This window comes from Pseudarthrobacter sp. TE9888 (genome assembly GCF_056279345.1).
Genome location: NZ_JBWBRD010000002.1, coordinates 2858436 through 2882950 on the forward strand (window position 1 = coordinate 2858436; position 24515 = coordinate 2882950).

Here is a 24515-nt window from a genome sequence, read left to right on the forward strand (position 1 = left end):
CACATTGCCCACTGAGGAGGCACAGATCATGGGGGATCTAGCAATAGATTTCTGTGGCGAATGGTACGAGCCATCGGATGAGGACATCTTCAATATCGGCCGCGAAGGCGACCTTGAAGTGGATGACAACCCGTACCTGCACCGGCAGTTCCTGCAGGTGGCCCGCTACGACGGCATTTGGTGGCTCAGCAACGTGGGCAGCATGCTGTCCGCTACCGTGGCTGACGCGTCCGGGGGCATGCAGGCGTGGCTGTCGCCCGGTGCACGGATTCCGTTGGTGTTCAGCCACACCAACGTCATCTTCACGGCCGGGCCCACCACCTACGAGTTTGCCGTGCACCTGAAGACGCCATCCTTCCGGCAGGAAGCCCGGGAAGGCGCCAGCAGCGGCGACACCACCATCGGCCCCGTAGTCTTCACCGACGCCCAGAAGGCGCTGATCGTCGCCCTCGCCGAGCCGGTGCTCCGGCGCGAAGGCACCGGTTTCAGCACCATCCCGTCCTCGGCGGCCGCCGCCAAGACCCTGGGCTGGGCGCTGACCCGCTTCAACCGCAAGCTGGACAACGTCTGCGACAAGCTGGACCGCGTGGGCGTGGTGGGTCTGCGCGGAGGCGGCGGCAAGCTTGCCACCAACCGCCGCGCCCGGTTGGTGGAACACGCGGTCACCACGCACCTGGTGACCCCTGATGACCTGTACCTGCTCGAAAAGATGAGGGGCGTGGACGAAGGATGAGGATCCGGCTGACACTCCGCCGCGAACCCGCCGACGCCAAGGACCTGGCTGTCACGGTGGACGGGCTGGCCACCGTGGCCGACATCGCCACCGTGCTCTGGGCGGCCGACCCCGACCGCAAGGGCACGCCCGCACCGGACAACCTTTCCCTGCGCATCGACGAAGCCTTCGTGGGCGCCGGCATCACCGGAAACGTCCTGGCCCGGGAGGACAACCTCCTCGAATCCGGCCTGCGCCCGGGCTCCGTGGTCTCGCTGGCGCAGGTGAGCGGGCAGTTCCACGAACCCGGAGCCAGCCGTGGCCCTGCTGCGGCCACGCTGCGCGTGTTGTCCGGGCCCGACGTCGGCCGTGAATTTTCGCTGCCCACCGGAACCAGCTACATCGGCCGGGACCGGGACGTGGACATCCGCCTGACTGACCCGCTCACGTCCAAGCGGCACGCCCGCATCACCGTGGGCGAGAGCATCGAGATCGTGGACACCAATTCCGCCAACGGCCTCCTGATGGACGGACTGCCCGTCACCCGCGCCACCCTGAACTCATCCGACACCGTGACCCTGGGGGACACCACCGTCACCGTGGTGCCGCTGGGGCACAACCACGCGGCAGCGCCGACGTCGCCCCTGGTTGACTTCAACCGCTCCCCGCGGGTGGTGCCCCGCTTCGATGTGCCCAAGCGCGTCCTTCCTGCCGGGCCCAAGCGGCCCGAGGACCAGCCGTTCCCGTACATCATGCTGGTGGCACCCCTGATGATGGGCGCGGTCATCTTCGCGGTCACGCAGAACGTGCTGTCCATGGTGTTCATGCTGATGATGCCCCTGTTCATCGTGGGCCACTACGTGGACCAGAAGATGCGGACGCGGAAGCAGCAGAAGGAACAGCTCAAGCAGTTCCGGGCGTCCATGGCCGCCTTCCGGCAGGACCTGACCGAACTGCAGCAGGTGGAACGGGCGGTCCGGCTCCAGGAAGCGCCGTCGGTCAGCGACACCGTGGATGCCATCTACAAGCTCGGGCCACTGCTGTGGACGCACCGGCCCGAGCACTCCTCGTTCCTTGGCCTGCGCTTCGGGCTGGGGACCGGGCCGTCACGCATCCCGCTGGAGGAACCCTCCAACAATGACACCGAGGTCCAGTACGCCCGCGAGATCCAGGACTGCATCAAGCAGTTCAGCGAGATCGAAGGCGTCCCCGTGGTCTCCCAGCTGCGCACCTCCGGGGCCCTTGGCATCGCCGGCGCCCGCGGCCTGGTGGATGATGTTGCCCGCGGCATGGTGCTCCAGCTCGTGGGCCTGCATTCCCCGGCCGAGGTGGTCCTGACAGCCATCACCTCCGCCCAGTCCCGCGAACGGTGGAACTGGCTGCAATGGCTGCCGCACGTAGGCTCGGGGCACAGCCCGCTGGGCGGGGACCACCTGGCCGCCGGCTCCGCCGGCGGTTCGTCCCTGCTGGCCCGGCTGGAGGACCTGGTGGATGCCCGCGAAGCGGCCGCCAAACGGACCGCCCCCGAGCTGCGCCCCGGCATCGACCCCGCCAAACACGAACTCGAAGAACCCGTCCTTCCGTCGGTGCTGGTCATCGTGGAGGACGACGCTCCCGTGGACCGCGGCCGCCTCACCCGGCTGGCGGAACGTGGGCCCGACTCCGGCGTCCATGTCCTGTGGGTAGCCACCGACATACAGGCCCTCCCGGCCGCCTGCCGCGACTTCATGGTGGTGGACGGCGACCACGGCACCACCACCGGCCAGGTACGCCTGGGCCGCCATACCTACCCGGTCAGCTGTGAAAGCGTCGACGCGGAACTCGCCGCCCAGCTCGCCCGGATGCTCGCGCCCGTGGTGGACGTGGGCAAGCCTGTCAACGACGACTCCGACCTGCCGCGCGCGGTGTCCTACGCGACGCTGATCGGCAAGGACTTCCTGGACAACCCGCAGTCGGTGGCCGAGCGCTGGACGGAAAACAACTCCGTGCATGCCACCGCGGTGGCGAACCGCAAGGACAACGGCACGCTCCGGGCCCTGGTGGGCTCCAAGGGCATCGAGCCGCTGTACCTGGACCTGAAGAACGAGGGCCCGCACGCGCTGGTGGGCGGCACCACCGGCGCCGGCAAGTCCGAGTTCCTGCAGTCATGGGTCATGGGCATGGCCGCCGCCTACAGCCCGGACCGGGTCAGCTTCCTGTTCGTGGACTACAAAGGCGGCGCCGCGTTCGCGGACTGCATCAACCTGCCGCACACCGTCGGGCTTGTCACCGACCTGTCCCCGCACCTGGTGCGCCGCGCCCTGACGTCCCTGCGTGCGGAGCTGCATTACCGGGAGCAGCTGCTGAACCGGAAGAAGGCCAAGGACCTGCTGGCGCTGCAGCGCGAAGCGGACCCGGAAGCCCCGCCGTACCTGATCATCATCGTGGACGAGTTCGCCGCCCTGGCCAACGACGTTCCCGAGTTCGTGGACGGGGTGGTGGACGTGGCCGCCCGTGGCCGCTCCCTGGGGCTGCACCTCATCCTGGCAACCCAGCGGCCAGCCGGTGTCATCAAGGACAACCTCCGTGCCAACACCAACCTCCGCGTTGCGTTGCGCATGGCCGATGAGGACGACGCCACGGATATCCTCGGCGTCCCGGACGCCGCCTACTTCGACCCCGCCATTCCGGGGCGCGGCGCCGCCAAGACCGGGCCGGGCCGCATCCAGGGGTTCCAGACCGGCTATGCCGGCGGCTGGACCACCGACAAGCCGCAGCGGCCGCAGATCGACATCGTGGAAATGGCCTTCGGCTCCGGCCCCAGCTGGGAAGCGCCCGCCCCTGACAAGCCTGTTGTCCAGGAACCGGCAGGACCCAACGACATCGCCCGGATGACCTCCACCATCGTGCACGCAGCGGACACCCTGGCCATCCAGCCGCCCCGCAAGCCATGGCTGGACGAACTGGCCAAGACCTACGACTTCTCCAAGCTGCCCAACCCCCGCACCGACGAACAGCTCCTGCTCGGCGTGGCAGACGACCCCGTGCACCAGGACCAGCCCACCGTGTTCTACGAACCGGACCGGGACGGCAACATGGCCATCTACGGAACGGGCGGTTCCGGCAAGTCCGCAGCCCTGCGCGGCATTGCCATTGCCGCTGCCGTTACCCCGCGCGGCGGCCCGGTCCACGTGTACGGCATCGACTGCGGCTCCTCCGGGCTGCGGATGCTGGAAGAGCTTCCGCACGTGGGCGAGATCATCAACGGCGACGACGTGGAACGCGTTGGGCGGCTGCTGCGCCTCCTCCGGGACATCGCCGAGCTGCGGTCCGCACAGTTCGCTGAGGTCCGGGCGTCCACCATCGTGGAGTACCGGAAGCTGGCCAACCGGCCGGACGAGAAGCGGATCTTCGTGCTGGTGGACGGCATGTCCGCGTTCCGGGAAGCCTACGAGCACAGCAAGCTTTCCGGGCTCTGGGACATCTTCCTGCAGCTGGCCACCGACGGCCGCACCCTAGGCATCCACCTGGTGGTGACGGGGGACCGGCCCAACGCCGTCCCCGCGTCGCTGCTCGCCTCCATCCAGCGCCGGCTCGTGCTGCGCCTCTCCAACGAGGACGACTACATCTCCATGGACGTGCCCAGGGATGTCCTCACCGCCACGTCGCCCCCGGGCCGCGGCCTGCTGGACGGGCTCGAAGTGCAGCTGGCCGTGCTGGGCGGCAACTCCAACCTGGCGCTGCAGGCCCGGGAAGTCCACAAGCTCAGCGAAGCCATGCTGCGCCAGGGCCTCGATACCGCACCTGGAATCGAACGGCTGCCCGAGCAGGTGGACCTGGACGTCCTGCCCGCCGGCAGCCCGGACCTGCCGGTGGTCGGCGTGGACGACGAATCCCTGCAGCCCGCGGAGATCATGGCCCGCGGCCCGCTGCTGCTGGCAGGCCCCCCAGGCGCCGGCCGGACCGTGGCCCTGGTGACCCTGGCCTACGCACTGCGCCGGTCCAACCCCGCCACCGAGCTGATCTACCTCGGATCCCGCCGGTCCGCCGTCGCCTCCCTCCCCATCTGGAACCGCTCGGTGGTGGGACCTGACGACCTCGCCGAGGTGGTGGAGGACCTGGTGGAGCATTCCACCGGGAATCCCGGAGCTGTGGCGTTCTTCATCGAAGGCCTGACGGAGTTCACGGACACCATCGCCGAATCAGGGATGGCGCAGCTGGTCACCGCATCATTGAAGGCGGACCAATGGGTGGTTGGCGAGTCCGAATCCTCCACCTGGTCCAGCGCCTGGCAGCTTGCCCAGCCCTTCAAATCCGGGCGCCGGGGCCTGCTCCTCAACCCGGGCGACATCGAAGGCGACAGCCTGCTCAACACCTCGCTGGGCCGGGTGAGCCCCGACTTCATCCCGGGCCGCGGCTACGTGGTGGGACGCGGCAAAGCGCGGAAAATCCAGGTGGCCCTGCCGCCTGAAAACCGGGACTGAGCAGGACCAATGACGGCGGGGCCGCTGCCGCGGCGGATTTGCGGCCCCGCCCGGCGCTGTAGAAGACTACCGGGGACACCAGAAAGCCGCGGTGGGGGGCTGCGCGCATCGAAAGGTAGCAATGACCCCGTCCGCTCCGATCCGCCATGCCGTCTCGACGACGGCTTCAGCAGCTGCCCTGGCCCTGGCTCTTGGCTTCTTCCCGGCCGGGCCCGCGCTCGCCGCCGCCACCGCACCCTCGCCAACTCCGGCGTCGGACACCCAGGCCCCATCAGACTGCGGGTTGGTCTGCGTACCCATCCTCGCCGGCAGCCCCGACGCCGGCCAGACCGGGCGGCCGCGGAAATCCAAGGACCCGGTCCCGGCGCCAGCCCAGCCGGCACCTCCCGCCGGAGTGCCTGCCCCCACAGTCCAGCCCGTCCAGCCCCAACCGGCGCAGCCTGACGTCCCGGCCCCGGACCCGGCCAACCTGCCGGCAACGGTGGCGCCGGACCCGGAGGGAGCCGCTGCCACGGAATCGCCGTCGGCCACAGCGGGCTACCGCCCACCCACCGGCCCCTCGAGCGGGCAGGACTGGAACAGCCCCGTCACCCGCTCCGGCGGGCCGACCCAGATGGCTGCCGTGGCTCCCGCCGGCGGTGAGGGCCCGGGTGGACCGGCCCTCGGACCCATCGCCCTGGGCACGCTGCTGGTGGGCACTTCCGCCGGTGCCTTCGCCGTGTGGAACCGGAACCGGAACCGGCTCCGCTCGCACTGACCCCGGGCGGGTGCCACGCCGTGCTGCCCCACGGCTGTCGGAGGTGTAGGGCAAGATAGGTCTGTGAGCACAGGACCAGGACCCGCAGAACAGACCGCCACCCGGACCACGGCACCGCACCAGCCCGAAGCGGTACCCACAGAAGCCATCCGCGAGGAATACGAAAACCTTGCTGACCTGGTCCGGAAGTACCGGTTTGCGTACTACCAGGAGGACGCGCCCCTGGTAGCGGACGCCGAGTTCGATTCGCTCTTCCGCCGCCTTGAGGAGATCGAGGCGCTGCACCCCGGGCTCGTCGCCAACGATTCACCCACCCAGGAAGTGGGCGGCGAGGTGTCCGCCGCCTTCGCGCCGGTGGAACACCTGCAGCGCATGTACAGCCTGGAGGACGTCTTCTCGCTGGAGGAGCTCGAGGCCTGGCTCAACCGGGCCGAGGCCAGCATCGAAAAAATCGGCGACGGCGGCGCAAAGGCTGCCTGGTTGACCGAACTGAAGATCGATGGCCTGGCGGTCAACCTCCTCTACCGCGACGGCAGGCTGGTGCGCGCGGCCACCCGCGGCGACGGCACCACCGGCGAGGACATCACCCACAACCTGCTCACCATCAAGGAAATCCCGCAGGAGCTGCGCGGCAGCGGCTTTCCCGCGGAAATGGAAGTGCGCGGCGAGGTCTTCATCCCGTCCAAGGCCTTCGCCGAGTTCAATGAGGCCCTGATCGAGGCCGGCAAGGCTCCGCTGGCCAACCCACGCAACGCCGCAGCAGGTTCGCTGCGGCAAAAGGATCCGGCGGAGACGGCCAAGCGGCCGTTGAAGATGTTCGTCCACGGCATCGGCGCCCGGGAGGGCCTGGCCGCCGGCAGCCAGTCGGAAACCTACGGCCTGCTGAAGGAGTGGGGCCTGCCGGTCAGCCCGTACTTCGAGGTCCTGGCCGCCCGGGACGACGTCCTGGCCTTCATCAAGCGGTACGGGGACCAGCGCCACAAGCTGCTCCACGAAATTGACGGCATCGTCATCAAGGTGGATGATTTCGCCACCCAGCGGGCCCTGGGCAACACCACCCGCGTTCCGCGCTGGGCCGTGGCGTACAAGTACCCGCCGGAGGAAGTCCACACCAAGCTGCTGGATATCCAGGTCAACGTGGGCCGTACCGGCCGCGTCACGCCCTACGGCGTCATGGAGCCGGTCAAGGTTGCCGGATCCACCGTGGAAATGGCCACCCTGCACAACCAGGACGTGGTCAAGGCCAAGGGCGTCAAGATCGGCGACATCGTCGTCCTGCGCAAGGCGGGGGACGTCATCCCTGAAATCGTGGGCCCGGTCCTGAACCTCCGGGACCAGCAGGACCCGCCGGTACGCGACTTCGTGATGCCCACTGAGTGCCCTTCCTGCGGTACCCCGCTGGCACCTGCGAAGGAGGGGGACGTGGATGTCCGCTGCCCCAACGCCAGGTCCTGCCCGTCCCAGCTGCGGGAGCGGGTGTTCCACGTTGCCGGCCGTGGCGCCTTCGATATCGAGGCCTTGGGTTGGGAAGCGGCCATCGCACTGACCCAGCCCGCGGAACCGGACACCCCTCCGCTGACTTCCGAAGCCCGGCTGTTCGACCTCACCCCCGAGGACCTGGCCGGCGTCCGGATCCAGCGCGAAAAGAAGAGTAAAGGCGTTCCCACCGGCGAATACGAGCTGGTGCCATACTTCTTCAGCAAGGGCACGGCCAAGTCGCCGTCCAAACCCACCGCCACCACCCAGAAGCTGTTCACGGAACTTGAAAAGGCCAAGACCCAGCCGCTGTGGCGCGTCCTGGTCGCCCTGTCCATCCGACACGTTGGTCCCCGCGCATCACGGGCCCTCGCGCAGGCGTTCGGCAGCATGGACCGCATCCGCGCCGCGTCCGAGGAGGAACTTGCGCATGTGGACGGCGTCGGCCCCACCATCGCCGCCGCGCTCAAGGAGTGGTTCGCCGAGGACTGGCACGTCGAGATCATCGACCGCTGGGCCGCCGCCGGGGTACGCATGGAGGACGAACGCGACGAGTCCATGCCGCGCACCCTGGAAGGGCTGACCGTGGTGGTCACGGGGTCCCTGCCCAACTTCAGCCGCGACGAGGCCAAGGAAGCCATCCTGCTCCGCGGCGGCAAGGCAGCCGGCTCCGTTTCCAAGAACACCAGTTATGTGGTTGCGGGCGAAAGCGCCGGCAGCAAGCTGGACAAGGCAGAGCAGCTGGGCATCCGCGTCCTGGACGAGGACGGGTTCCGGCAACTGCTTGACGGCGGGCCGGCAGCCGTGGGGGATGCGGCGGCAGGAGATGCCGTGGAACCGGGCGGGGATGACGGGGGCAACGAAGAGGCGACCGTACCTGCCTCTGCAGGGGAGAACACTGCCGGGGAGAGCACCGTGGAGGAGAACGCATGACGTCCGCAACGGAACTGCTGGAGGTAGCCAAACAGGCCGCCGCGGCAGGCGCTAAAGTCCTGTCCGGCCGTGACGGCAACGCCCTGGACGCGAGCAACAAGGGAGCGGCCGGGGACTGGGTGACGGCCTTTGACCTTGCCGCGGAAAACGCCGTGCGTGGCGTCATTACCGCCGCCCGCCCCGGCGACAGCATCACCGGCGAGGAACAGGGCACCACCCGGGCCGCCGACCCCACCGGTTACCGCTGGTCCATCGACCCCCTGGACGGCACCACCAACTTCATCCGCAACATCGTCTACTACGCCACCTCCGTGGCTGTCGCCGATGCCGACGGCGCCTGGCTGGCCGGCGTCGTCAACGCCCCCGCCCTGGGGCGGGTGTACTACGCTGCCCGCGGCCAGGGCGCATGGCTGGAGGAGCGCGGCACTGTCACCAGGCTGGACGGGCCGGTACCGGGCCGCGCCGGGCAGATCCTGGCCACCGGGTTCAGCTACGAGCCCGATATCCGAGCCCAACAGGCCGCTGCCTTCGGCGCCTTGATGGACGGCTTCGCCGATGTCCGCCGGCTTGGTTCCGCCGCCCTGGACCTGTGCATGGTGGCCGACGGAACCCACGATGCCTACGGTGAGCGGGGGCTGAACGAGCATGACTTTTCAGCCGGCGCCCTGATCGCGGAGGAGGCCGGCTGCTGGGTGCGCAGGCCGCGCCTGACCAGCCCGCTCGACGGCGGACCCACGGACGACGAGCGCCTGGACGCCTGGACCTGCGCCGCCAGCCTGGAGCTGTCCGGCAAGTTTCCGCTCTGAGCGGGCACACGGGTGGCCTGATTGAAGGAACGGGGTTGCCCGTTCTGATAGTTCTGTCACGGAAAGTGCCTTCCTGCCGTACGGCGCCCCGGCCCGCCACTAGCATTGACGGGTGCAGCCGCAGATAACCATCCGTCCCGCCGTCGAGGCCGACTTCCCCGCCATTGCCCGGATCACCGGAGCTTCCTATCTTTCGGCAGGCTACTTCGACGACGCAGCCCACCCCTACATGGTCAAGATCATGGATGTGGCAGAGCGCGCGGAGCAGGCCACCATCTGGGTGGCGGAGCGCGATGGAGCCGTGGTCGGTTCGGTGACCCTGGCACTGGCGGGGGAGCCCTACGCTGATATCGCCCTGCAGGATGAGCTGGAATTCCGGATGCTGGTGGTGGACCCGGCCGTCCAGCGCAGCGGCGCCGGCAAAGCCATGGTGGAGGCCATCATCGGCCATGCCAGGACGCTTCCCGGTATCCGTGCGGTGGCCCTCACCACCGGCCAAACCTGGGAGAGCGCGCACGGGCTCTACCGCAAGACCGGCTTCCAGCGGGTGCCGGCACGGGACTGGCTGGTCCCCGGAACCGACATAAAACTGCTGGTTTACCGGCGCGACCTGTAGCAGCCCTACAGTGGTGGCGACCCATCCCAGCTTTGAAAGGCCCACCCATGCGCAAAACCTTCGGCAGCGGATCCGTCTGGGAACAGACCCTCGGTTATTCCCGCGCCGTCCAGGTGGACAACACCCTCTACATCTCTGCCACCGCGGCCAGCGGCGACGAAGGAGTGGTGGGGGATGACTTCTACACCCAGACCCAGTACATCCTGCAGAAACTCGGGAAGGTCCTGGCAGACGCCGGTTTCGACTACGGGGACGTGGTGCAATCCAAGCTGTACCTGACGGACATCAGCAAGTGGGAAGAGGCCGGCCGGGCCCACGGCGAGGTGTTCGGCGAGATCCGCCCCACCCTCTCCCTGGTCCACGTGCTCCCGTTCCTGGACCCGAAGATGCTCGTCGAAATCGAACTGGTCGCGCAGAAGAGCGAGTAAGTTTCCGGCCCTACCGTGCCGGCAGGCCGTAGCGGTGCTCGGGCCTGCCGGTGGTGCCGTAGCGGAGCTGGATGTCCACCGCTCCGTCGTCCGCCAGCGAGGACAGGTACCGCTGGGCGGTGGCGCGGGAAACTCCCACCCGGGCGGCCACCTCGGCGGCGGAGTACTGCTCGCCGGGGGCCAGCGATTCCAGCACCGCGGCCTCCGTTGCGGAGCGTGGTTTCGACGACGGCGTGACGTCCCCCGGAATCAGCGCGCGTTTGGCGCGCTCCACGCCCTCCTGGTCCAGTGCCCCGGGCTGGCCCAGGAGGCGCCGGTACCGGGCATAGGAGCGCAGCTGCTGGGACAGTGATTCCGCGGTGAAGGGCTTGAGCAGGTACCCCAGGGCGCCGCGGCGGAACGCCACCCGGACCGACGCGGGATCAGACGCGGCGCTGAGGATGATCGTGTCCACGTCCAGCTGCTGCAGCAGGTCCAGCCCGGAGGCGTCCGGAAGGTACACATCGAGCAGCACCAGGTCCGGCCGCAGGCTGTGGATCGCCTGCAGGGCCAGCGACGCCGTACCGACAGGGGCCAGCGCCAGGAACCCGGCCACCGAATCCACGTACGCGGCGTGCAGCTTGGCCACGTGGAAGTCGTCGTCCACGATCAGGACCCGAAAATCGTCAGCCATTCTTTTCCTTTCCGGCTTCCCCCGTGGTCTTTGCGGCAGGGCTTCCTGCCGTCGTATGCGGCAGGGTGGCCATGAACACGGCACCCGGCCCACCCCTGGCGCCGCGGTCCAGCACCTTCACCTCGCCGCCCCGGCGCCGCGCCAGCTGGCGGGCCAGCGCCAGTCCGAAGCCCTGGCCGCCGCCGGCGCGGACCGGTCCGGAGGCGGTGGTGAAACCCTCGGCAAACACGGCTTCCGTGTCGGTGCCTTCCGCCAGCCCGTCACCGGAGTCCGCCACCACGACGTGCAGCGTGCCGCCGTCGTCGCCCGGCTCATCCAGCACCTCCAGCTCAACCCAGCGGTCCGCGGAAGACCCCGCCACGGCGGCGTTGACGGCGTTGTCGATCAGGTTGCCCAGCACGGTGGTTACATCCTGGGCCTCCGTCACCTGCCCGCGGACCAGGGTTTCGGGCCCGATGCGCAGCGCGATGCCCCGCTCGTCGGCCTCCACGCCCTTGGCGCCCACGAATGCCTGCAGGTACGGGTCCTGGAGCAGCTCGGCCTGGTCCACCGGGAACTTCAGCGGGCCGGTGGCGGCGAGCCCTGCGAGGTAATCACGCGCCTCCTGGTGCTGCCCGATGCCCAGGAAACCGGCAAGGGTGTGCAGCTGGTTGGCGAACTCGTGCCGCTGGGCGCGCAGCGCGGTGGACATGGTGCCGACGGCGTCGAGTTGCCGCGTCAGCTCCTGCAGTTCCGTCCGGTCGCGCAGCATGAGCACCCAGCCCAGGTCCTCCCGGCGGTGCAGGGCTTTGCGCGCATTTACCACCAGCACCCGGCCGCCCGCGACCAGCTCGAGGGCGTCCTGGGTCGATCCGGTGGTACCCACCGCCGGGCCGGCAACACCGGTTCCCGGGCGGGTCAGGGACTTCAGCTGTTCCGGGACCGGTGCGTCCTCCCAGCGCGAGCCCGCCAGGTCCGGCAAACCAAGCAGCCGCTGCGCCGCGGCGTTGAAGACGCTGACCCGGCCGTCGGCACTGACGCCGATCACGCCGTCGTCCACGCCCTGCAGCACCGCCACCTGGTCGTGCACCAGGGTGCTGATCTCTTCCGGCTCCAGGCCCAGCGTGAGGCGCTGCAGGCGGCGGCGCAGCAGGAAGGAGCCCAGGACCCCGGCCAGCAGGGCGCCAGCGGCGGTCAGTGCAACGGGCCCGATATCCCGGGCCACGCTCTGGGCCACTGTTTCCATGGAGTAGCCCACGCTCACCTCGCCCACCACCGTGCCGGTCCCGGGCGCGTACACCGGAACCTTCGCGCCGGCGGACGGACCGAGCGTTCCGGTGTTCCGGGTGGTGATCTCCTGCCCGGACAATGCCTCGGAGGGATCGGTGCTCACCTTTTCGCCCAGGCGCTGCGGATCCGGGTGGGCCAGCCTGATGCCGGTTTCGTCGGTAATCACCACGAACAGCGCCCCGGTCCGGGTCCGCGCTGCCTCCGCGGATGCCTGCAGCGGCCCGGCCAGGAGCTCGGCGGGCGGGGGAGTGCCGGGCTGGTTGCTGATGGCCAGCACATCGGCGCGGACCTCCGGATCGGAGGCAACAGTCCGGGCCAGGGTCAGTGCCTGGTTCTCCGCATCGCTGCCCACCCGGTCGTAGGTCAGCCACGCATGGACGGCGGTGCTCAGCAGCACCACCAGCAGCACCACAGCCAGCTGGAGCAGCAGCGTCTGGGTGGAAAATCGCAGCGGCTGCCGGGACGCGGAACGCTGCATTCATCCTCCTTGACGGGTGGCGGCGGGCCAGGGTTCTGACGCCGAAGCGCTGTGAGCACAATGAGCAAAATGCTCCCAATAAGCAGTATGCCAATCAATTGAGCCAAAGGCACTGCCGTGACGGCCGCCACCCTACAGTCTGTAGCACGCGTCACACCGCTGTGCCGCTGTTCACAAGAAGGAGCCGGCTGTGCTGGTAATACTTGGATTCGCCATGATCGCGGTATTCATGGTGCTGATCATGACGAAGAAGTTGACGCCAGTGCTGGCGTTGATCATTGTCCCTACTGTTTTCGGCCTGTTCGCCGGTGCCGGCCTGGGCATCGGCGACATGGTGATGGACTCCATGAAGTCCATGACCTCCACCGCGGCCCTGCTGATGTTCGCCATCATCTACTTCGGCCTGATGATCGACGTCGGGCTCTTTGACCCGCTGGTGAAGTTCATTCTCCGCAAGCTGGGCAACGACCCCGCCAAGGTGGTCCTGGGCACCGCCATCCTGGCCGCCGCCGTATCCCTGGACGGCGACGGGTCCACCACCTTCATCCTCACCACCGCGGCCATGCTGCCGGTCTACCTGCGGCTGAAGATGAGCCCCGTGGTCCTGACCTGCGTGGCCGGCCTGGCCAACGGCACCATGAACATCCTGCCGTGGGGCGGCCCTACGGCCCGCGCCGCCACCGCCCTGAAGATCGACGTCAACGACGTCTTCGTTCCCATGATCCCGTCCCTCGTGGCCGGCCTGGTGGTCGTCTTCGCCTTCTCCTGGCTGCTGGGCCTGCAGGAACGCAACCGCCTCCGCGCCACCGCCCCCGAGATCTGGGGCGTGCCGGACACTGCGGAAGAGTTCGACGGCGGCACGTCCGCAGGTGCCTCCGGGACCCCCGCTTCCGGAACCGGCCGCGGCCGCAAGGGCGGCAACCCCGGCGGAGCAGCCCCCGCCGGTGGCTCGGTGGCTGTCCTGGACCGTACCGAAACCCTGGTGGACGAGCACGATTCCGCCATGGCGGACACCGCGCTCGATCCCCACCGGAGCACCCTGCGCCCCAAGCTGTTCTGGTTCAACCTGGCCCTGACCGTCGCCGTCATGGTGGTGCTCGTAGCCAACGTCGTCCCGCTGCCGTTCGTCTTCATGGTGGGCGCCGCGATCGCCCTGCTGGTCAACTTCCCCAAGGTCAAGGACCAGGGCGCCCAGCTCATTGCGCACGCACCGTCCATCGTGGCCGTGGTCAGCATGGTCATGGCCGCCGCCGTCCTCACCGGCGTCCTCAAGGGCACCGGCATGGTGGACGCCATGTCCGCCTGGCTGGTCCAGATCATCCCCACCTCCATGGGCCCGTTCATGGCCGTCATCACCGGTGTGCTCAGCATCCCCATGACGTTCTTCATGAGCAATGACGCGTTCTACTTCGGCGTCCTGCCGGTCCTCAGCGAAACCGCAGCCCACTACGGGGTCGGCGCCGCCGACATGGCCCGCGCCTCCATCACGGGCCAGCCCTTCCACCTGCAGAGCCCCCTGGTTCCGGCCATCCTGCTGCTCGTTTCGCTGGCCAAGGTGGACCTGGGCGACCACCACAAGAAGGTCCTGTGGCGCACCGCCGTCATCTCCCTGGTGATGCTCGGCGTCGGGATGCTGACTGGAGCCATCGGTATCGGTTAGTCTGTAGCTGCCCGCGCTCCCTGTCCCCGAGGCAGGAGCGGGCATCGAAGGTGCCCGTCTGACGCCCGCTGGGGGATGTCAGACGGGCATCTGCGTTTCCGCACTAGACTGGATCGGAAAACAATTCGAACTTTGCAGGGGAGATCCATGGCTGCGATCAACCGTGACGACGTCGCGCACCTCGCGCGGCTCGCTCACATCGAGATGAGTGCCGAAGAGCTGGACAGGATGGCCGGCGAACTCGCCGTCATCGTGGATTCGGTCAAGTCCGTCAGCGAGGCCGCAGGGGACGACGTGCCGGCCACCTCGCACCCCATTCCGCTGACCAACGTGTTCCGCGACGACGTCGTGGGCCACACCTTCACGGCGGAACAGGCACTCTCCGGCGCCCCGGACTCCGACGACAACCGTTTCAAGGTTCCGGCCATCCTGGATGAGGCATAGACATGACTGACAAGAACACCAGCGCCGACACCCTGATCCGGCTCTCCGCCGCGCAGCTTGCCGAGAAACTCCACGCCGGCGAAGTCACCGCCGTCGAAGCCACCCAGGCCCACCTGGACCGCATTGCCGCCGTCGACGGGAAGGTCAACGCCTTCCTGCACGTCAACGCCGAAGAAGCGCTCGCCGTCGCCGCCGAGGTGGACGCCATCCGTGCCGCCGGCGGGGCGGAAGCCGAAGCCCTGCACTACCTGGCCGGCGTCCCCATCGCCGTTAAGGACCTCATCGTTACCATCGGCCAGCCCACCACGGCGGGCTCGAAGATCCTCGAAGGCTGGCACAGCCCGTACGACGCCACCGTGGTGGAGCGCCTGCGTGCCGCAAAGATGCCCATCCTGGGCAAGACCAACCTGGACGAGTTCGCCATGGGCTCCTCCACGGAGCACTCTGCCTACGGCCCTACCCGCAACCCCTGGGACCTGGACCGGATCCCCGGCGGCTCCGGCGGTGGCTCCGCTGCCGCCGTCGCCGCTTTCGAGGCACCCCTGGCCCTGGGCACGGACACCGGCGGCTCCATCCGCCAGCCCGGTGCCGTCACCGGAACCGTTGGCGTGAAGCCCACGTACGGCAGCGTTTCCCGCTACGGCGCCATCGCCATGGCGTCCTCCCTGGACCAGATCGGCCCCGTCACCCGCACTGTCCTGGACTCCGCACTCCTGCACCAGGTCATCGGCGGCCACGATCCTCGCGACTCCACCTCACTGCCCGAACCCCTGGCGGACCTCGTCGCCGCCGCGAAGACCGGCAACGTCGAGGGGCTGCGGATCGGCATCATCAAGGAACTGCACGGCGAGGGCTACCAGGCCGGCGTCGAAAACCGTTTCAACGACGCCCTGGAGCTGCTCAAGGAAGCCGGCGCGGAGATCGTGGAGGTCTCCTGCCCCAACTTCCAGTACGCCCTGGGCGCCTACTACCTGATCATGCCGTCCGAGGCCTCCTCCAACCTGGCCAAGTTCGACGGCGTCCGGTACGGCCTGCGCGTCCTCCCCGAAGAGGGCCCCATGACCATCGAACGCGTGATGGGTGCCACCCGCGCCGCCGGCTTCGGCGACGAAGTCAAGCGCCGCATCATCCTGGGCACCTACGCCCTGTCCGCCGGCTACTACGACGCCTACTACGGCTCCGCGCAGAAGGTCCGCACGCTGGTCCAGCGGGACTTTGAGGCCGCCTTTGCGCAGGCTGACGTGCTGATCTCGCCCACCGCCCCCACCACGGCGTTCCCGCTCGGGGAAAAACTGGACGATCCGCTGGCCATGTACCTCAACGACGTCGCCACCATCCCGGCCAACCTTGCCGGCGTCCCGGGCCTGTCGCTGCCCGGCGGCCTGGCCGACGAGGACGGGCTGCCCGTGGGCATCCAGCTGCTGGCCCCGGCCCGCGAGGACGCCCGCCTGTACCGGGTGGGTGCGGTCCTCGAATCGCTGCTCGAAGCGAAGTGGGGCGGCCCGCTGCTGGCACAGGCTCCTTCACTGGTTGAGCCTGTCGAAACCGCCGCCGCTGCCGCAACCCTCGAAACCCAGGAGGCAAAATAATGAGCACTGACGACATCCTGAGCTTCGAAGAGGCCATGGAGAAGTACGATCCTGTCCTGGGGTTCGAGGTCCACGTGGAGCTGAACACCAAGACCAAGATGTTCTCCTCCGCCCCGAACGTCTTCGGTGACGAGCCCAACACCAACGTCAACGAGGTGGACCTGGGCATGCCCGGCGTGCTGCCCGTGGTGAACAAAACGGCCATCGAGTCCTCCATCAAGATCGGCCTGGCGCTCAACTGCAAGATCGCCGAATCCTGCCGCTTCGCCCGGAAGCAGTACTTCTATCCCGACACCCCCAAAAACTTCCAGACGTCCCAGTACGACGAGCCCATCGCGTACGACGGCTACCTGGATGTTGAACTTGAGGACGGCACCGTATTCCGCGTCGAGATCGAGCGCGCGCACATGGAGGAGGACGCCGGGAAGCTGACCCACATGGGCGGCGCCACCGGCCGGATCCAGGGCGCCGATTTCTCGCTGGTGGACTACAACCGCGCCGGTGTTCCGCTGGTGGAAATCGTCACCAAGCCCATCGAAGGTGCCGGGTCCCGCGCACCGGAACTGGCCAAGGCCTACGTCGCTGCCGTCCGGGAGATCGTGAAGAACCTGGGCGTGTCCGACGCGAAGATGGAACGCGGCAACGTCCGCTGCGATGCGAATGTTTCGCTCCGCCCGCACGGCCGTGAGCGGTTCGGCATCCGGTCCGAGACCAAGAACGTGAACTCGCTGCGCGCCGTGGAACACGCCGTCCGCTACGAGATCCAGCGCCACGCCGCTGTCCTGGACTCCGGTGAACCGGTGATCCAGGAGACCCGCCACTGGCACGAGGACACCCGCACCACCACCTCCGGACGCGCCAAGTCCGACGCCGACGACTACCGCTACTTCCCGGAACCGGACCTGGTTCCCGTGGTGGCCTCCCGCGAATGGGTGGAGGAACTGCGTGCCACCCTGCCCGAGCCGCCGGCCGAGCGCCGCAAGCGACTCAAGGCCGACTGGGGCTACTCCGACCTCGAATTCCGCGACGTGGTCAACGCCGGCGTCCTGGACGAGATCGAGGAAACCATCGCCGCCGGCGCCACGGCTTCCGTGGCCCGCAAATGGTGGATGGGTGAGATCGTGGGCCGCGCCAAGGCCGCCGACGTGGACCCCGGCCAGCTGGGCGTTGAGGCTGCCACGGTGGTGGAGCTGAGCCGCATGGTTGAGGCGGGCAAGATCAACAACAAGATGGCTTCCCAGGTCCTGGACGCCGTGCTCGCCGGTGAGGGCACCCCGGAGGAGATCGTGGCGAAGCGCGGCCTGGCCGTCGTGTCCGACGACGGGCCCCTCCTGGAAGCCATCGACGCCGCACTCGCCGCGCAGCCCGGCGTCGCGGACAAGATCCGCGGCGGCAAGGTACAGGCCATCGGCGCGATCGTGGGCGGGGTCATGAAGGCCACCCGTGGACAGGCCGACGCCGGCCGCGTGAAGGAACTGATCCTGGAGAAGCTGGGCGTCACCGTTTAGTATTCCCGCCCAGCCGGGGCGCAGTTGTTGCCGTTTTGAGCCCTCGTTACGGCATTAACTGCGGCCCGGTTGGCTTTAAGTACTCAGCCGGCGGTCAGCGAAACTACCCGTGGCTGCGCGTCGGTGGCGGACTTACACTGGAGCCCACAGGGCGCAGGTGCCCTGGCTGCGTGCGGGAGGAACAACCATGGTGGTCCGGGAACCTATGAGGATGCGCAAGGCGGTGCTGGCCGGTGCCGTAGCCGTGGCACTCACCGGAACGGGGGCCGCCCTCGCCTGGTCGGCAACGGGGACGCCCGCACCCTCACCATCATCACAACCAGCGCCTGGCAACCCAGGCAACGCTCCGGGGCCTGATAAGCCGGGGAAAGCCGCGCGGGGGCAACTCCTGCACGGCGAGGGCGTGGCCAAGAACCCCGACGGTACGTTCCAGACGGTCCTGGAACAGAACGGGACCGTGGAATCGGTCAGCGGTTCGGCCATCACCGTCAAGAGCGGGGACGGTTTCTCCCAGACCTACACGGTCAACGGCGACACGAAGGTCACCACGATTCCTCCGGCCGCCAATCCAGGTGCAACGCCCAACCCAGGTGCAACGCCCAACCCAGATGCAACGCCCAGTCCGGGAGCAGCGCCCAGCCCCGGTGGAAAGTCCGACGACGGCAAGCGGCTTAAGCCGGCCGACGGAACCATCGCAGACATCGCCGCCGGGGACACCGTGCGCATTACCGGCGTCAAGGACGGTGACAAGGCCACGGCCACGCGGATCGTGAAGGGCGGCGGCGATGGACCCGGCCTTGGGTTGGGACGCGGGTTGGGGCGGGGTCCAGGCCATGCGCCGGGACACGGCCAAGGACTTGGCCACAAGATGGGGCAGGGCAGCGACCAAGACTCCTAGCTTTCAACGCACCGCCCGGCTCAGCCGTGCTGCACCAGCCCTGCCATGATGTCCTCGAGGGCCTCGCAGACCATCACCACGGAGCGCCGCTTCAGGTTCTCCGGCCTGGCCAGCAGGTCGATCCTGCGCCGGGTGCTGATGCCCTCCAGCGGCCGCAGCACGATGTCCGGGTTCAGGACCGGTCCCGCCGTGTACCTGGGCAGTAGCCCCACAACGCCCCCGGCAGCCACCAGCGCTGCAACCGTGGAGTAGTCGTTGATGCGGTGGATGATGTTCGGCTCCCGGCTGGAGAGGGCAGCAACCGCGGACAGGACGTCGGCGGGGGAGTAGCCGGGGTGGCTGGTGACCCAGGCCTCGCCGCCGACGTCGTCCGCCGTGACCGTCTCCTGCTGGGCCAATGGATGGCCTGCCGGCAGCGCCACGTCCAGGGGCTCATGTGCCAGCGGGATCACGGCGACGCGTTCCGCCGGCCAGCGCGGGCTGTGGTCCATCCGGTGTGCGAGCACCAGGTCGTACCGGGCGGTGAGGGCCGGGAAGTCCTGCTGGGCTACATCCTCGTCCGAAAGTTCAATGCGAGGGTGCTCCGGCCGGTCCAGCATGCGGGCCAGCGGCGCGAACAGCGCCTGCCCCGCGCTGTGGAAGCCACTGAGGGTCACCCTGCCCGCGGGGGACCCGTGATAGGTGCCCAGCGCGCCGCGGGCCTCGGCCATGGCGCTGACGACGGCGGCACCCGCGTCCGCGAGCACCTGACCTGCCTCCGTCAGCACCAGGTTCCGGCCCTCCTTGCGCGTCAGCGGAACCTCCACGGTGCGCTGCAGGTGCGCCAGTTGCTGCGACACGGCTGACGGGGTGACCATGAGCGTATCGGCCACCGCTTTCACGCTGCCGAGGGCGCCCAGTTCCCGCAGGATTTCCAGCTGATGAACCTCCATACGTCCACTCTAATCATTAGCAATGGCTACATCGTCGATTGAGAAGATCCCTGTTGTGCTAAAGCATCGCCGGGGCTTCAATGGGGAGGTACCCCGCAGAGTGAACGCCAAGCAGTAAGGACGCCAATGAAGGCCCTGTATAAGGCCGGCCCGCACGCCGGCTTCGAGCTCGTCGACCGGCCCGAACCCGAAGCCGGCCCGGCCGACGTGAAGATCCGCGTCATGAGCACCGGAATCTGCGGCACCGACCTGCACATCCAGTCCTGGGATTCCTGGGCACAGGGGATCATCGAAGCTCCCCTGATCGCCGGGCACGAGTTCTACGGCGAAGTGGTGGAAGCGGGCGAGGACGTCCGCGAGGTCAAGGTAGGGGACAGGGTCTCCGGCGAAGGCCACGTGGTGTGCGGCATCTGCCGGAACTGCCGGGCCGGACGCCGCCAGATGTGCATCCACACGGTCAGCGTGGGCGTCCAGCGCGACGGTGCCTTCGCCGAGTACGTCGTCATCCCCGAAACCAACGTATGGGTCCACCACGATCCCTCCGTCACGCCCGAACTCGGTGCCATTTTCGACCCCTTCGGAAACGCCGTCCACACCGCCCTCAGCTTCCCGCTGGTAGGCGAGGACGTGCTGATCACCGGCGCTGGCCCCATCGGGCTCATGGCCATCGCCGTGGCCCGCCACGCCGGGGCACGCAAGATTGCCATCACGGACGTTTCCCGGCCGCGGCTGGACCTGGCACGGCAGCTGGGGGCCGACCTTGCCATCGATGTCTCCACCACCAGGGTGCGCGATGCCCAGCGTGAGCTGGGCATGCGCGAAGGCTTCGACGTCGGAATGGAAATGTCCGGGCACCCCTCCGCCCTGCCTGAGATGATCGACAACATGAACCACGGCGGCCGGATTGCCATGCTGGGGCTGCCCAGCCAGGAGATCACCATCGACTGGGGCAAGGTGGTCACCCACATGCTCACGCTCAAGGGCATCTACGGCCGCGAGATGTACGAAACCTGGTATGCCATGAGCGCCATGCTCTCCTCCAACCCCGTGCTGCACGCCGGAATCTCTGCCGTGGTGACGGATACGCTGCCGGCCACGGACTGGGAAAAAGGCTTCGATATTGCCCGCAGCGGCGTGGGCGGCAAAGTTGTCCTCGACTGGACCCGACTGTAAGGAAACCCCATGTTCACCTCCATCAAGGACCGGCTGCGCGAAGAGCTGGACGAGATCCGCACCGCCGGACTGTACAAGACCGAACGCAGCATCAGCTCACCGCAGTCCAGCCACATCACCGCCGGGCAGATTGGCGGCCCCGGAGCCGACGTGCTGAACTTCTGCGCCAACAACTACCTGGGCCTGGCTGACCACCCGGACATCATCGGCACCGCCAAGGCCGCCATGGATGAACGCGGCTTCGGCATGGCCAGCGTCCGGTTCATCTGCGGCACCCAGGACCTCCACCTGGAACTCGAAGCAAAGGTCTCCGCGTTCCTCGGCACAGAGGACACCATCCTGTTCTCCAGCTGCTTCGACGCCAACGGCGGCGTCTTCGAGTCGCTGCTGGGACCGGACGATGCCGTGATCTCCGACGCGCTCAACCACGCCTCCATCATCGACGGGATCCGCCTCTGCAAGGCCCGGCGCTACCGCTACGCCAACCAGGACATGGCCGAGCTCGAGGCCCGCCTGCAGGAAGCGCAGGGCGCCCGCCGGACACTGATCGTCACCGACGGCGTCTTCTCCATGGACGGCTTCCTCGCCCCGCTTGAAGCCATCTGCGACCTCGCCGAAAAGTACGGCGCCATGGTCATGGTGGACGATTCCCACGCAGTGGGCTTCATGGGCGCCACCGGGGCCGGGACTCCCGAGCACGCCGGCGTCTCCGACCGGGTGGACATCTACACCGGCACCTTCGGCAAGGCCCTGGGCGGAGCATCCGGCGGCTACGTCTCCGGACGCGGCGAGATCGTGGCCATGCTGCGCCAGAAGGCCAGGCCCTACCTGTTCTCCAATTCCCTCGCTCCCGCCATCGTGGCCGCCACCCTCAAGGCGCTGGACCTGGTGCAGAACTCGGCGGACCTCCGCCGCCGCCTGTTCGAGAACGCCGAACTGTTCCGCCGCCGCATGACCGAGGAAGGGTTCGACCTGCTCCCGGGCGAACACGCCATTGTCCCTGTCATGTTCGGCGACGCTGTCATGGCGGCCAAGGTGGCGGACCGGATGCTGCAGCACGGTGTCTTCGTCACAGCATTCAGCTTCCCCGTGGTCCCGCGCGGTGCTGCAAGGATCCGGGTGCAGCTTTCAGCTGCCCATTCCGCGGACGACGTCGAAGCTTGCGTGCGTGCCTTCGTCGCCAGCCGTGCCGGGGCGGCAGCCTGACGGGATTTCCCCTGAAACGCAGGGTCCCCGGACGCGCGATCTCTGTCAGGATGGACCAATGGCAGCACACTACGATGTCCTGATTGTGGGCGGCGGCATCGCCGGCCTGTCCCTTGCGTCCGCGCTCGCCGGCCGCTGCAGCGTTGCGCTGGTGGAGGCGGAGCAGGAGCTGGCGTACCACACGTCCTCCCGCTCCGCCCGCCAGCTGATTCCCAGCTACGGGCCTCCCGTGGTGCAGGAGCTCACCGTCCGGACCCTCGAACTGCTCGCGGCCCGCGACGCGGAAGCCCCGGAAGCTGTCCTGACACCGCGCAGTTTCCTGCTGGTGGGCTCTGCGGAGGATGTTGCCGCGGAGGCCAGCGGACATATGCAGCCCATCACGGTGGACCGTGCCCTCAAGCTGTGTCCGGCCTTGAAACCGGGAACCTTTGAAGCCGCCGGACTGGATACCGGCTCCTTTGGCTGCAACGCACCCCTGCTGCTGGAGGACCACCGCCAGCGGGCGCTCTCCGCCGGAGCCGACATCATCACCGGTGCCCGCGTGCATTCGGCACAACGGCTGGGTTCCGGGTGGCAGGTGGGGGCCGGCGCTGAGGGTTTTGAGGCCGCGGTCGTGGTCAATGCGGCCGGCGCCTGGGCGGACGAACTGGCGGTGCTCAGCGGCGTCGAGAAGCTGGGCCTCCAGCCGTACCGGCGCACTGCGGCGATTGCCGCCGTCGACCATCCCTTGCCGGCTGGCACCCCTATGGTGGCGGCGGCGGACGACACGTTCTATTTCCGTCCCGACGGCCAGGACGTGCTGATTTCCCCTTCGGAGACGGTGCCCAGCGGGCCCGAGGATGCCCGGCCCAATCCCGGCGATGTGGAGCGCCTGGTGGAGAAGCTCAATGCGTTCACCGGCCTGGGGATCACCGGTGTGCGCCGGGCCTGGACTGGCCTGCGCACCGAAGCCGCAGACGGTGTGCCGGTGGCCGGGTTCGATGCTGAAGCGGCCGGGTTCTACTGGCTCGCGGGCCAGGGCGGCTATGGATTCCAGACGTCGGCGGCCCTGGCGGAGTTCGCCGCCGGCCAGATCCTTGCGGGGTTGGGCTCTTCCGGCAGCGCTGTCCCCGCCGATGGGGCTGCGGACGGTCCGGAATCCCGGACAGTGCAGGCCCTGGCAGCCACGCGCTGGTCCGTCAGACGCTGAAGAATGATCCCATGAGCACCTTGATCACCAACATTACCGAGCTGATGACGCAGGACCTGGAACACCGGGTTTTGAAGGACGCGGCGGTGGTCATCGAAGGTGAACGGATCTCCTGGATCGGGGCGGCGGCCGACGCTCCGGCAGCGGATGACGCCGTCGACGCCGGAGGCCGGGCCATGCTGCCGGGGTGGGTGGACTCGCACAGCCACCTGCTGTTCGCCGGGGACCGCACCGCAGAATTCGAAGCCAGGATGGCGGGGGAGGCCTACGCTGCCGGTGGCATCGCCGTCACCATGAACGCCACGCGGGCCACCTCCGACTTCGACCTCACCCGCCTTGCCATGGGGCGGGTTGCCGAGGCAGTCTCGCAGGGCACCACCTACCTCGAAACCAAGACCGGCTACGGCCTGGACGTCGAACACGAGGCCCGGAGCGCGCGTATTGCCTCCACCATCGCGGACCAGGTGACCTACCTCGGCGCACACCTGGTTCCAGCCGGGCAGGACCCGGAGGAATACACCGAGCTGGCCTGCGGGCCGATGCTCGCTGCGGTCCGCCCGTACGTCCAGTGGGCCGACGTCTTCTGCGAAGAGGGCGCCTTCAATGCCGAACAATCCCGCCGTGTGCTGGTGGCCTGCCGCGAGGCCGGCCTGGGACTGAGGGTGCACGGCAACCAGCTCGGCGAGGGTCCCGGCGTGCAGCTTGCCGTGGAGCTGGGCGCGGCCAGCGTGGACCACGTGAACTACCTTGCCGCGCAGGATGTGAAAGCCCTGGCCGCATCCTGGTCAGGCTGGGATCCGGCCTTGGGAACCGGGCAGCGGGGCACCGTTGCCACGTGCCTTCCTGCCTGCGACCTCTCCACCCGCCAGCCGTTGGCTCCCGCCCGCGAACTTCTCGACGCGGGGGTGCAGGTGGCGTTGGCCTCCAACTGCAACCCCGGCACGTCGTACACCAGTTCCATGGCCTTTTGCGTGACGACGGCCGTGCTCCAGATGCGCCTGAGCGTGCACGAGGCTGTCCGGGCCGCCACCTACGGCGGCGCGCTGGCGTTGCACAAGGAAGCCGGCCGGGACGCCGACGGTGAACGCGCCGTGGGGTCCATCGCCGTCGGACACCGGGCCGACCTGCACCTGCTGAATGCGCCTTCTGCGACCCATCTCGCTTACCGTCCCGGGATGCCATTGACGTACGCTGTGTGGCGGGCCGGAGTGCGCGGGCGTTAGCACGTCTCCTGCTGTATGATTGTTCCTGATCTTTTCCGTATGGTTAGAATCAGGAAACGTCATCCCGAAGCGGTGGCTGATG

At 68.3% G+C, this 24515-nt stretch carries 19 protein-coding genes; 16 read left to right on the forward strand and 3 right to left on the reverse strand.

Annotated features, from left to right (window positions below; all coding sequences use genetic code 11):
* Positions 1-28: 28 nt before the first annotated feature.
* The 7 genes from ACZ9J7_RS13765 to ACZ9J7_RS13795 all read left to right on the forward strand — a co-directional run bounded on the left by ACZ9J7_RS13765 (position 29) and on the right by ACZ9J7_RS13795 (position 10191).
* Positions 29-733: a hypothetical protein gene (locus ACZ9J7_RS13765; RefSeq protein WP_224025519.1), complete on the forward strand. Its 705-nt coding sequence runs from the start codon at positions 29-31 to the stop codon at positions 731-733.
* On the forward strand, positions 730-5175 hold the full coding sequence (locus ACZ9J7_RS13770) for an FtsK/SpoIIIE domain-containing protein (RefSeq protein WP_476210160.1): 4446 nt from the start codon (positions 730-732) through the stop codon (positions 5173-5175). Before ACZ9J7_RS13765 ends, ACZ9J7_RS13770 begins: the two co-directional genes overlap by 4 nt.
* 121 nt (positions 5176-5296) lie before the next feature.
* Positions 5297-5932 (forward strand): hypothetical protein, encoded by a 636-nt coding sequence (locus tag ACZ9J7_RS13775; protein ID WP_476210162.1) that lies wholly within the window; start codon positions 5297-5299, stop codon positions 5930-5932.
* A gap of 63 nt (positions 5933-5995) precedes the next feature.
* Positions 5996-8341: an NAD-dependent DNA ligase LigA gene (ligA, locus tag ACZ9J7_RS13780; protein WP_476210164.1), complete on the forward strand. Its 2346-nt coding sequence runs from the start codon at positions 5996-5998 to the stop codon at positions 8339-8341.
* Entirely contained in the window at positions 8338-9147 is an 810-nt protein-coding gene (locus tag ACZ9J7_RS13785) for an inositol monophosphatase family protein (RefSeq protein WP_476210165.1), read from the forward strand. The genes ligA and ACZ9J7_RS13785 overlap by 4 nt, the downstream gene beginning before the upstream one ends.
* A 112-nt stretch (positions 9148-9259) precedes the next feature.
* A complete protein-coding gene (locus ACZ9J7_RS13790) occupies positions 9260-9763 on the forward strand; it encodes a GNAT family N-acetyltransferase (RefSeq protein ID WP_476210167.1) in 504 nt (167 codons plus the stop codon).
* A 47-nt stretch (positions 9764-9810) separates the two neighbouring features.
* Positions 9811-10191, forward strand: coding sequence for a RidA family protein (locus ACZ9J7_RS13795; protein WP_476210169.1), 381 nt, complete (start codon positions 9811-9813; stop codon positions 10189-10191).
* Between the two features lie 10 nt (positions 10192-10201).
* Here ACZ9J7_RS13795 and ACZ9J7_RS13800 read toward each other — a convergent pair whose 3' ends face one another.
* Together ACZ9J7_RS13800 and ACZ9J7_RS13805 are read right to left on the reverse strand one after the other, a co-directional pair.
* A complete protein-coding gene (locus ACZ9J7_RS13800) occupies positions 10202-10864 on the reverse strand; it encodes a response regulator (RefSeq protein ID WP_476210171.1) in 663 nt (220 codons plus the stop codon).
* Complete coding sequence (locus ACZ9J7_RS13805) at positions 10857-12611, reverse strand: sensor histidine kinase (RefSeq protein ID WP_476210172.1); 1755 nt, start codon at positions 12609-12611, stop codon at positions 10857-10859. The genes ACZ9J7_RS13800 and ACZ9J7_RS13805 overlap by 8 nt, the downstream gene beginning before the upstream one ends.
* 190 nt (positions 12612-12801) lie before the next feature.
* On the opposite strand from ACZ9J7_RS13805, the gene ACZ9J7_RS13810 reads away from it, so the two are divergent.
* From ACZ9J7_RS13810 to ACZ9J7_RS13830, 5 genes are all read left to right on the forward strand, one after another.
* Positions 12802-14271, forward strand: a complete 1470-nt coding sequence (locus ACZ9J7_RS13810) for a CitMHS family transporter (RefSeq protein ID WP_476210174.1) — start codon at positions 12802-12804, stop codon at positions 14269-14271.
* Positions 14272-14418: 147 nt separating this feature from the next.
* The gene (gene gatC / locus ACZ9J7_RS13815) at positions 14419-14715 is read left to right on the forward strand and encodes an Asp-tRNA(Asn)/Glu-tRNA(Gln) amidotransferase subunit GatC (RefSeq protein ID WP_018763018.1); all 297 of its coding nucleotides are present in this window, start codon (positions 14419-14421) and stop codon (positions 14713-14715) included.
* Positions 14716-14717: 2 nt separating this feature from the next.
* Positions 14718-16304 carry an Asp-tRNA(Asn)/Glu-tRNA(Gln) amidotransferase subunit GatA gene (gene gatA, locus ACZ9J7_RS13820; RefSeq protein WP_476210177.1) on the forward strand — a complete coding sequence of 529 codons (1587 nt, stop codon included), beginning with the start codon at positions 14718-14720 and terminating at the stop codon, positions 16302-16304.
* Positions 16304-17812 (forward strand): Asp-tRNA(Asn)/Glu-tRNA(Gln) amidotransferase subunit GatB, encoded by a 1509-nt coding sequence (gene gatB / locus ACZ9J7_RS13825; RefSeq protein WP_476210179.1) that lies wholly within the window; start codon positions 16304-16306, stop codon positions 17810-17812. The genes gatA and gatB overlap by 1 nt, the downstream gene beginning before the upstream one ends.
* A 211-nt stretch (positions 17813-18023) precedes the next feature.
* Positions 18024-18710, forward strand: a complete 687-nt coding sequence (locus ACZ9J7_RS13830) for a hypothetical protein (protein ID WP_476211857.1) — start codon at positions 18024-18026, stop codon at positions 18708-18710.
* A 20-nt stretch (positions 18711-18730) separates the two neighbouring features.
* Here ACZ9J7_RS13830 and ACZ9J7_RS13835 read toward each other — a convergent pair whose 3' ends face one another.
* Entirely contained in the window at positions 18731-19642 is a 912-nt protein-coding gene (locus tag ACZ9J7_RS13835) for a LysR family transcriptional regulator (protein WP_476210180.1), read from the reverse strand.
* A gap of 126 nt (positions 19643-19768) precedes the next feature.
* On the opposite strand from ACZ9J7_RS13835, the gene tdh reads away from it, so the two are divergent.
* From tdh to hutI, 4 genes are read left to right on the forward strand one after another with little or no spacing between them, the layout of a single operon-like run.
* Positions 19769-20815, forward strand: a complete 1047-nt coding sequence (gene tdh / locus ACZ9J7_RS13840) for an L-threonine 3-dehydrogenase (protein ID WP_476210181.1) — start codon at positions 19769-19771, stop codon at positions 20813-20815.
* Positions 20816-20824: 9 nt separating this feature from the next.
* A complete protein-coding gene (locus tag ACZ9J7_RS13845) occupies positions 20825-22021 on the forward strand; it encodes a glycine C-acetyltransferase (protein ID WP_476210182.1) in 1197 nt (398 codons plus the stop codon).
* A 58-nt stretch (positions 22022-22079) separates the two neighbouring features.
* Complete coding sequence (locus ACZ9J7_RS13850) at positions 22080-23210, forward strand: NAD(P)/FAD-dependent oxidoreductase (RefSeq protein ID WP_476210184.1); 1131 nt, start codon at positions 22080-22082, stop codon at positions 23208-23210.
* A gap of 11 nt (positions 23211-23221) precedes the next feature.
* A complete protein-coding gene (gene hutI, locus ACZ9J7_RS13855; RefSeq protein ID WP_476210186.1) occupies positions 23222-24433 on the forward strand; it encodes an imidazolonepropionase in 1212 nt (403 codons plus the stop codon).
* Positions 24434-24515 lie beyond the last annotated feature (82 nt).

Bases quoted from the DNA above. Each gene is read 5' to 3' on its own strand.
- ACZ9J7_RS13765 (WP_224025519.1), top strand. From the start codon at position 29: ATGGGGGATCTAGCAATAGATTTCTGTGGCGAATGGTACGAGCCATCG.
- ACZ9J7_RS13770 (WP_476210160.1), top strand. From the start codon at position 730: ATGAGGATCCGGCTGACACTCCGCCGCGAACCCGCCGACGCCAAGGAC.
- ACZ9J7_RS13775 (WP_476210162.1), top strand. From the start codon at position 5,297: ATGACCCCGTCCGCTCCGATCCGCCATGCCGTCTCGACGACGGCTTCA.
- ACZ9J7_RS13785 (WP_476210165.1), top strand. From the start codon at position 8,338: ATGACGTCCGCAACGGAACTGCTGGAGGTAGCCAAACAGGCCGCCGCG.
- ACZ9J7_RS13795 (WP_476210169.1), top strand. From the start codon at position 9,811: ATGCGCAAAACCTTCGGCAGCGGATCCGTCTGGGAACAGACCCTCGGT.
- ACZ9J7_RS13800 (WP_476210171.1), bottom strand. From the start codon at position 10,864: ATGGCTGACGATTTTCGGGTCCTGATCGTGGACGACGACTTCCACGTG.
- ACZ9J7_RS13805 (WP_476210172.1), bottom strand. From the start codon at position 12,611: ATGCAGCGTTCCGCGTCCCGGCAGCCGCTGCGATTTTCCACCCAGACG.
- gatC (WP_018763018.1), top strand. From the start codon at position 14,419: ATGGCTGCGATCAACCGTGACGACGTCGCGCACCTCGCGCGGCTCGCT.
- gatA (WP_476210177.1), top strand. From the start codon at position 14,718: ATGACTGACAAGAACACCAGCGCCGACACCCTGATCCGGCTCTCCGCC.
- gatB (WP_476210179.1), top strand. From the start codon at position 16,304: ATGAGCACTGACGACATCCTGAGCTTCGAAGAGGCCATGGAGAAGTAC.
- ACZ9J7_RS13830 (WP_476211857.1), top strand. From the start codon at position 18,024: ATGCGCAAGGCGGTGCTGGCCGGTGCCGTAGCCGTGGCACTCACCGGA.
- ACZ9J7_RS13835 (WP_476210180.1), bottom strand. From the start codon at position 19,642: ATGGAGGTTCATCAGCTGGAAATCCTGCGGGAACTGGGCGCCCTCGGC.
- tdh (WP_476210181.1), top strand. From the start codon at position 19,769: ATGAAGGCCCTGTATAAGGCCGGCCCGCACGCCGGCTTCGAGCTCGTC.
- ACZ9J7_RS13845 (WP_476210182.1), top strand. From the start codon at position 20,825: ATGTTCACCTCCATCAAGGACCGGCTGCGCGAAGAGCTGGACGAGATC.
- ACZ9J7_RS13850 (WP_476210184.1), top strand. From the start codon at position 22,080: ATGGCAGCACACTACGATGTCCTGATTGTGGGCGGCGGCATCGCCGGC.
- hutI (WP_476210186.1), top strand. From the start codon at position 23,222: ATGAGCACCTTGATCACCAACATTACCGAGCTGATGACGCAGGACCTG.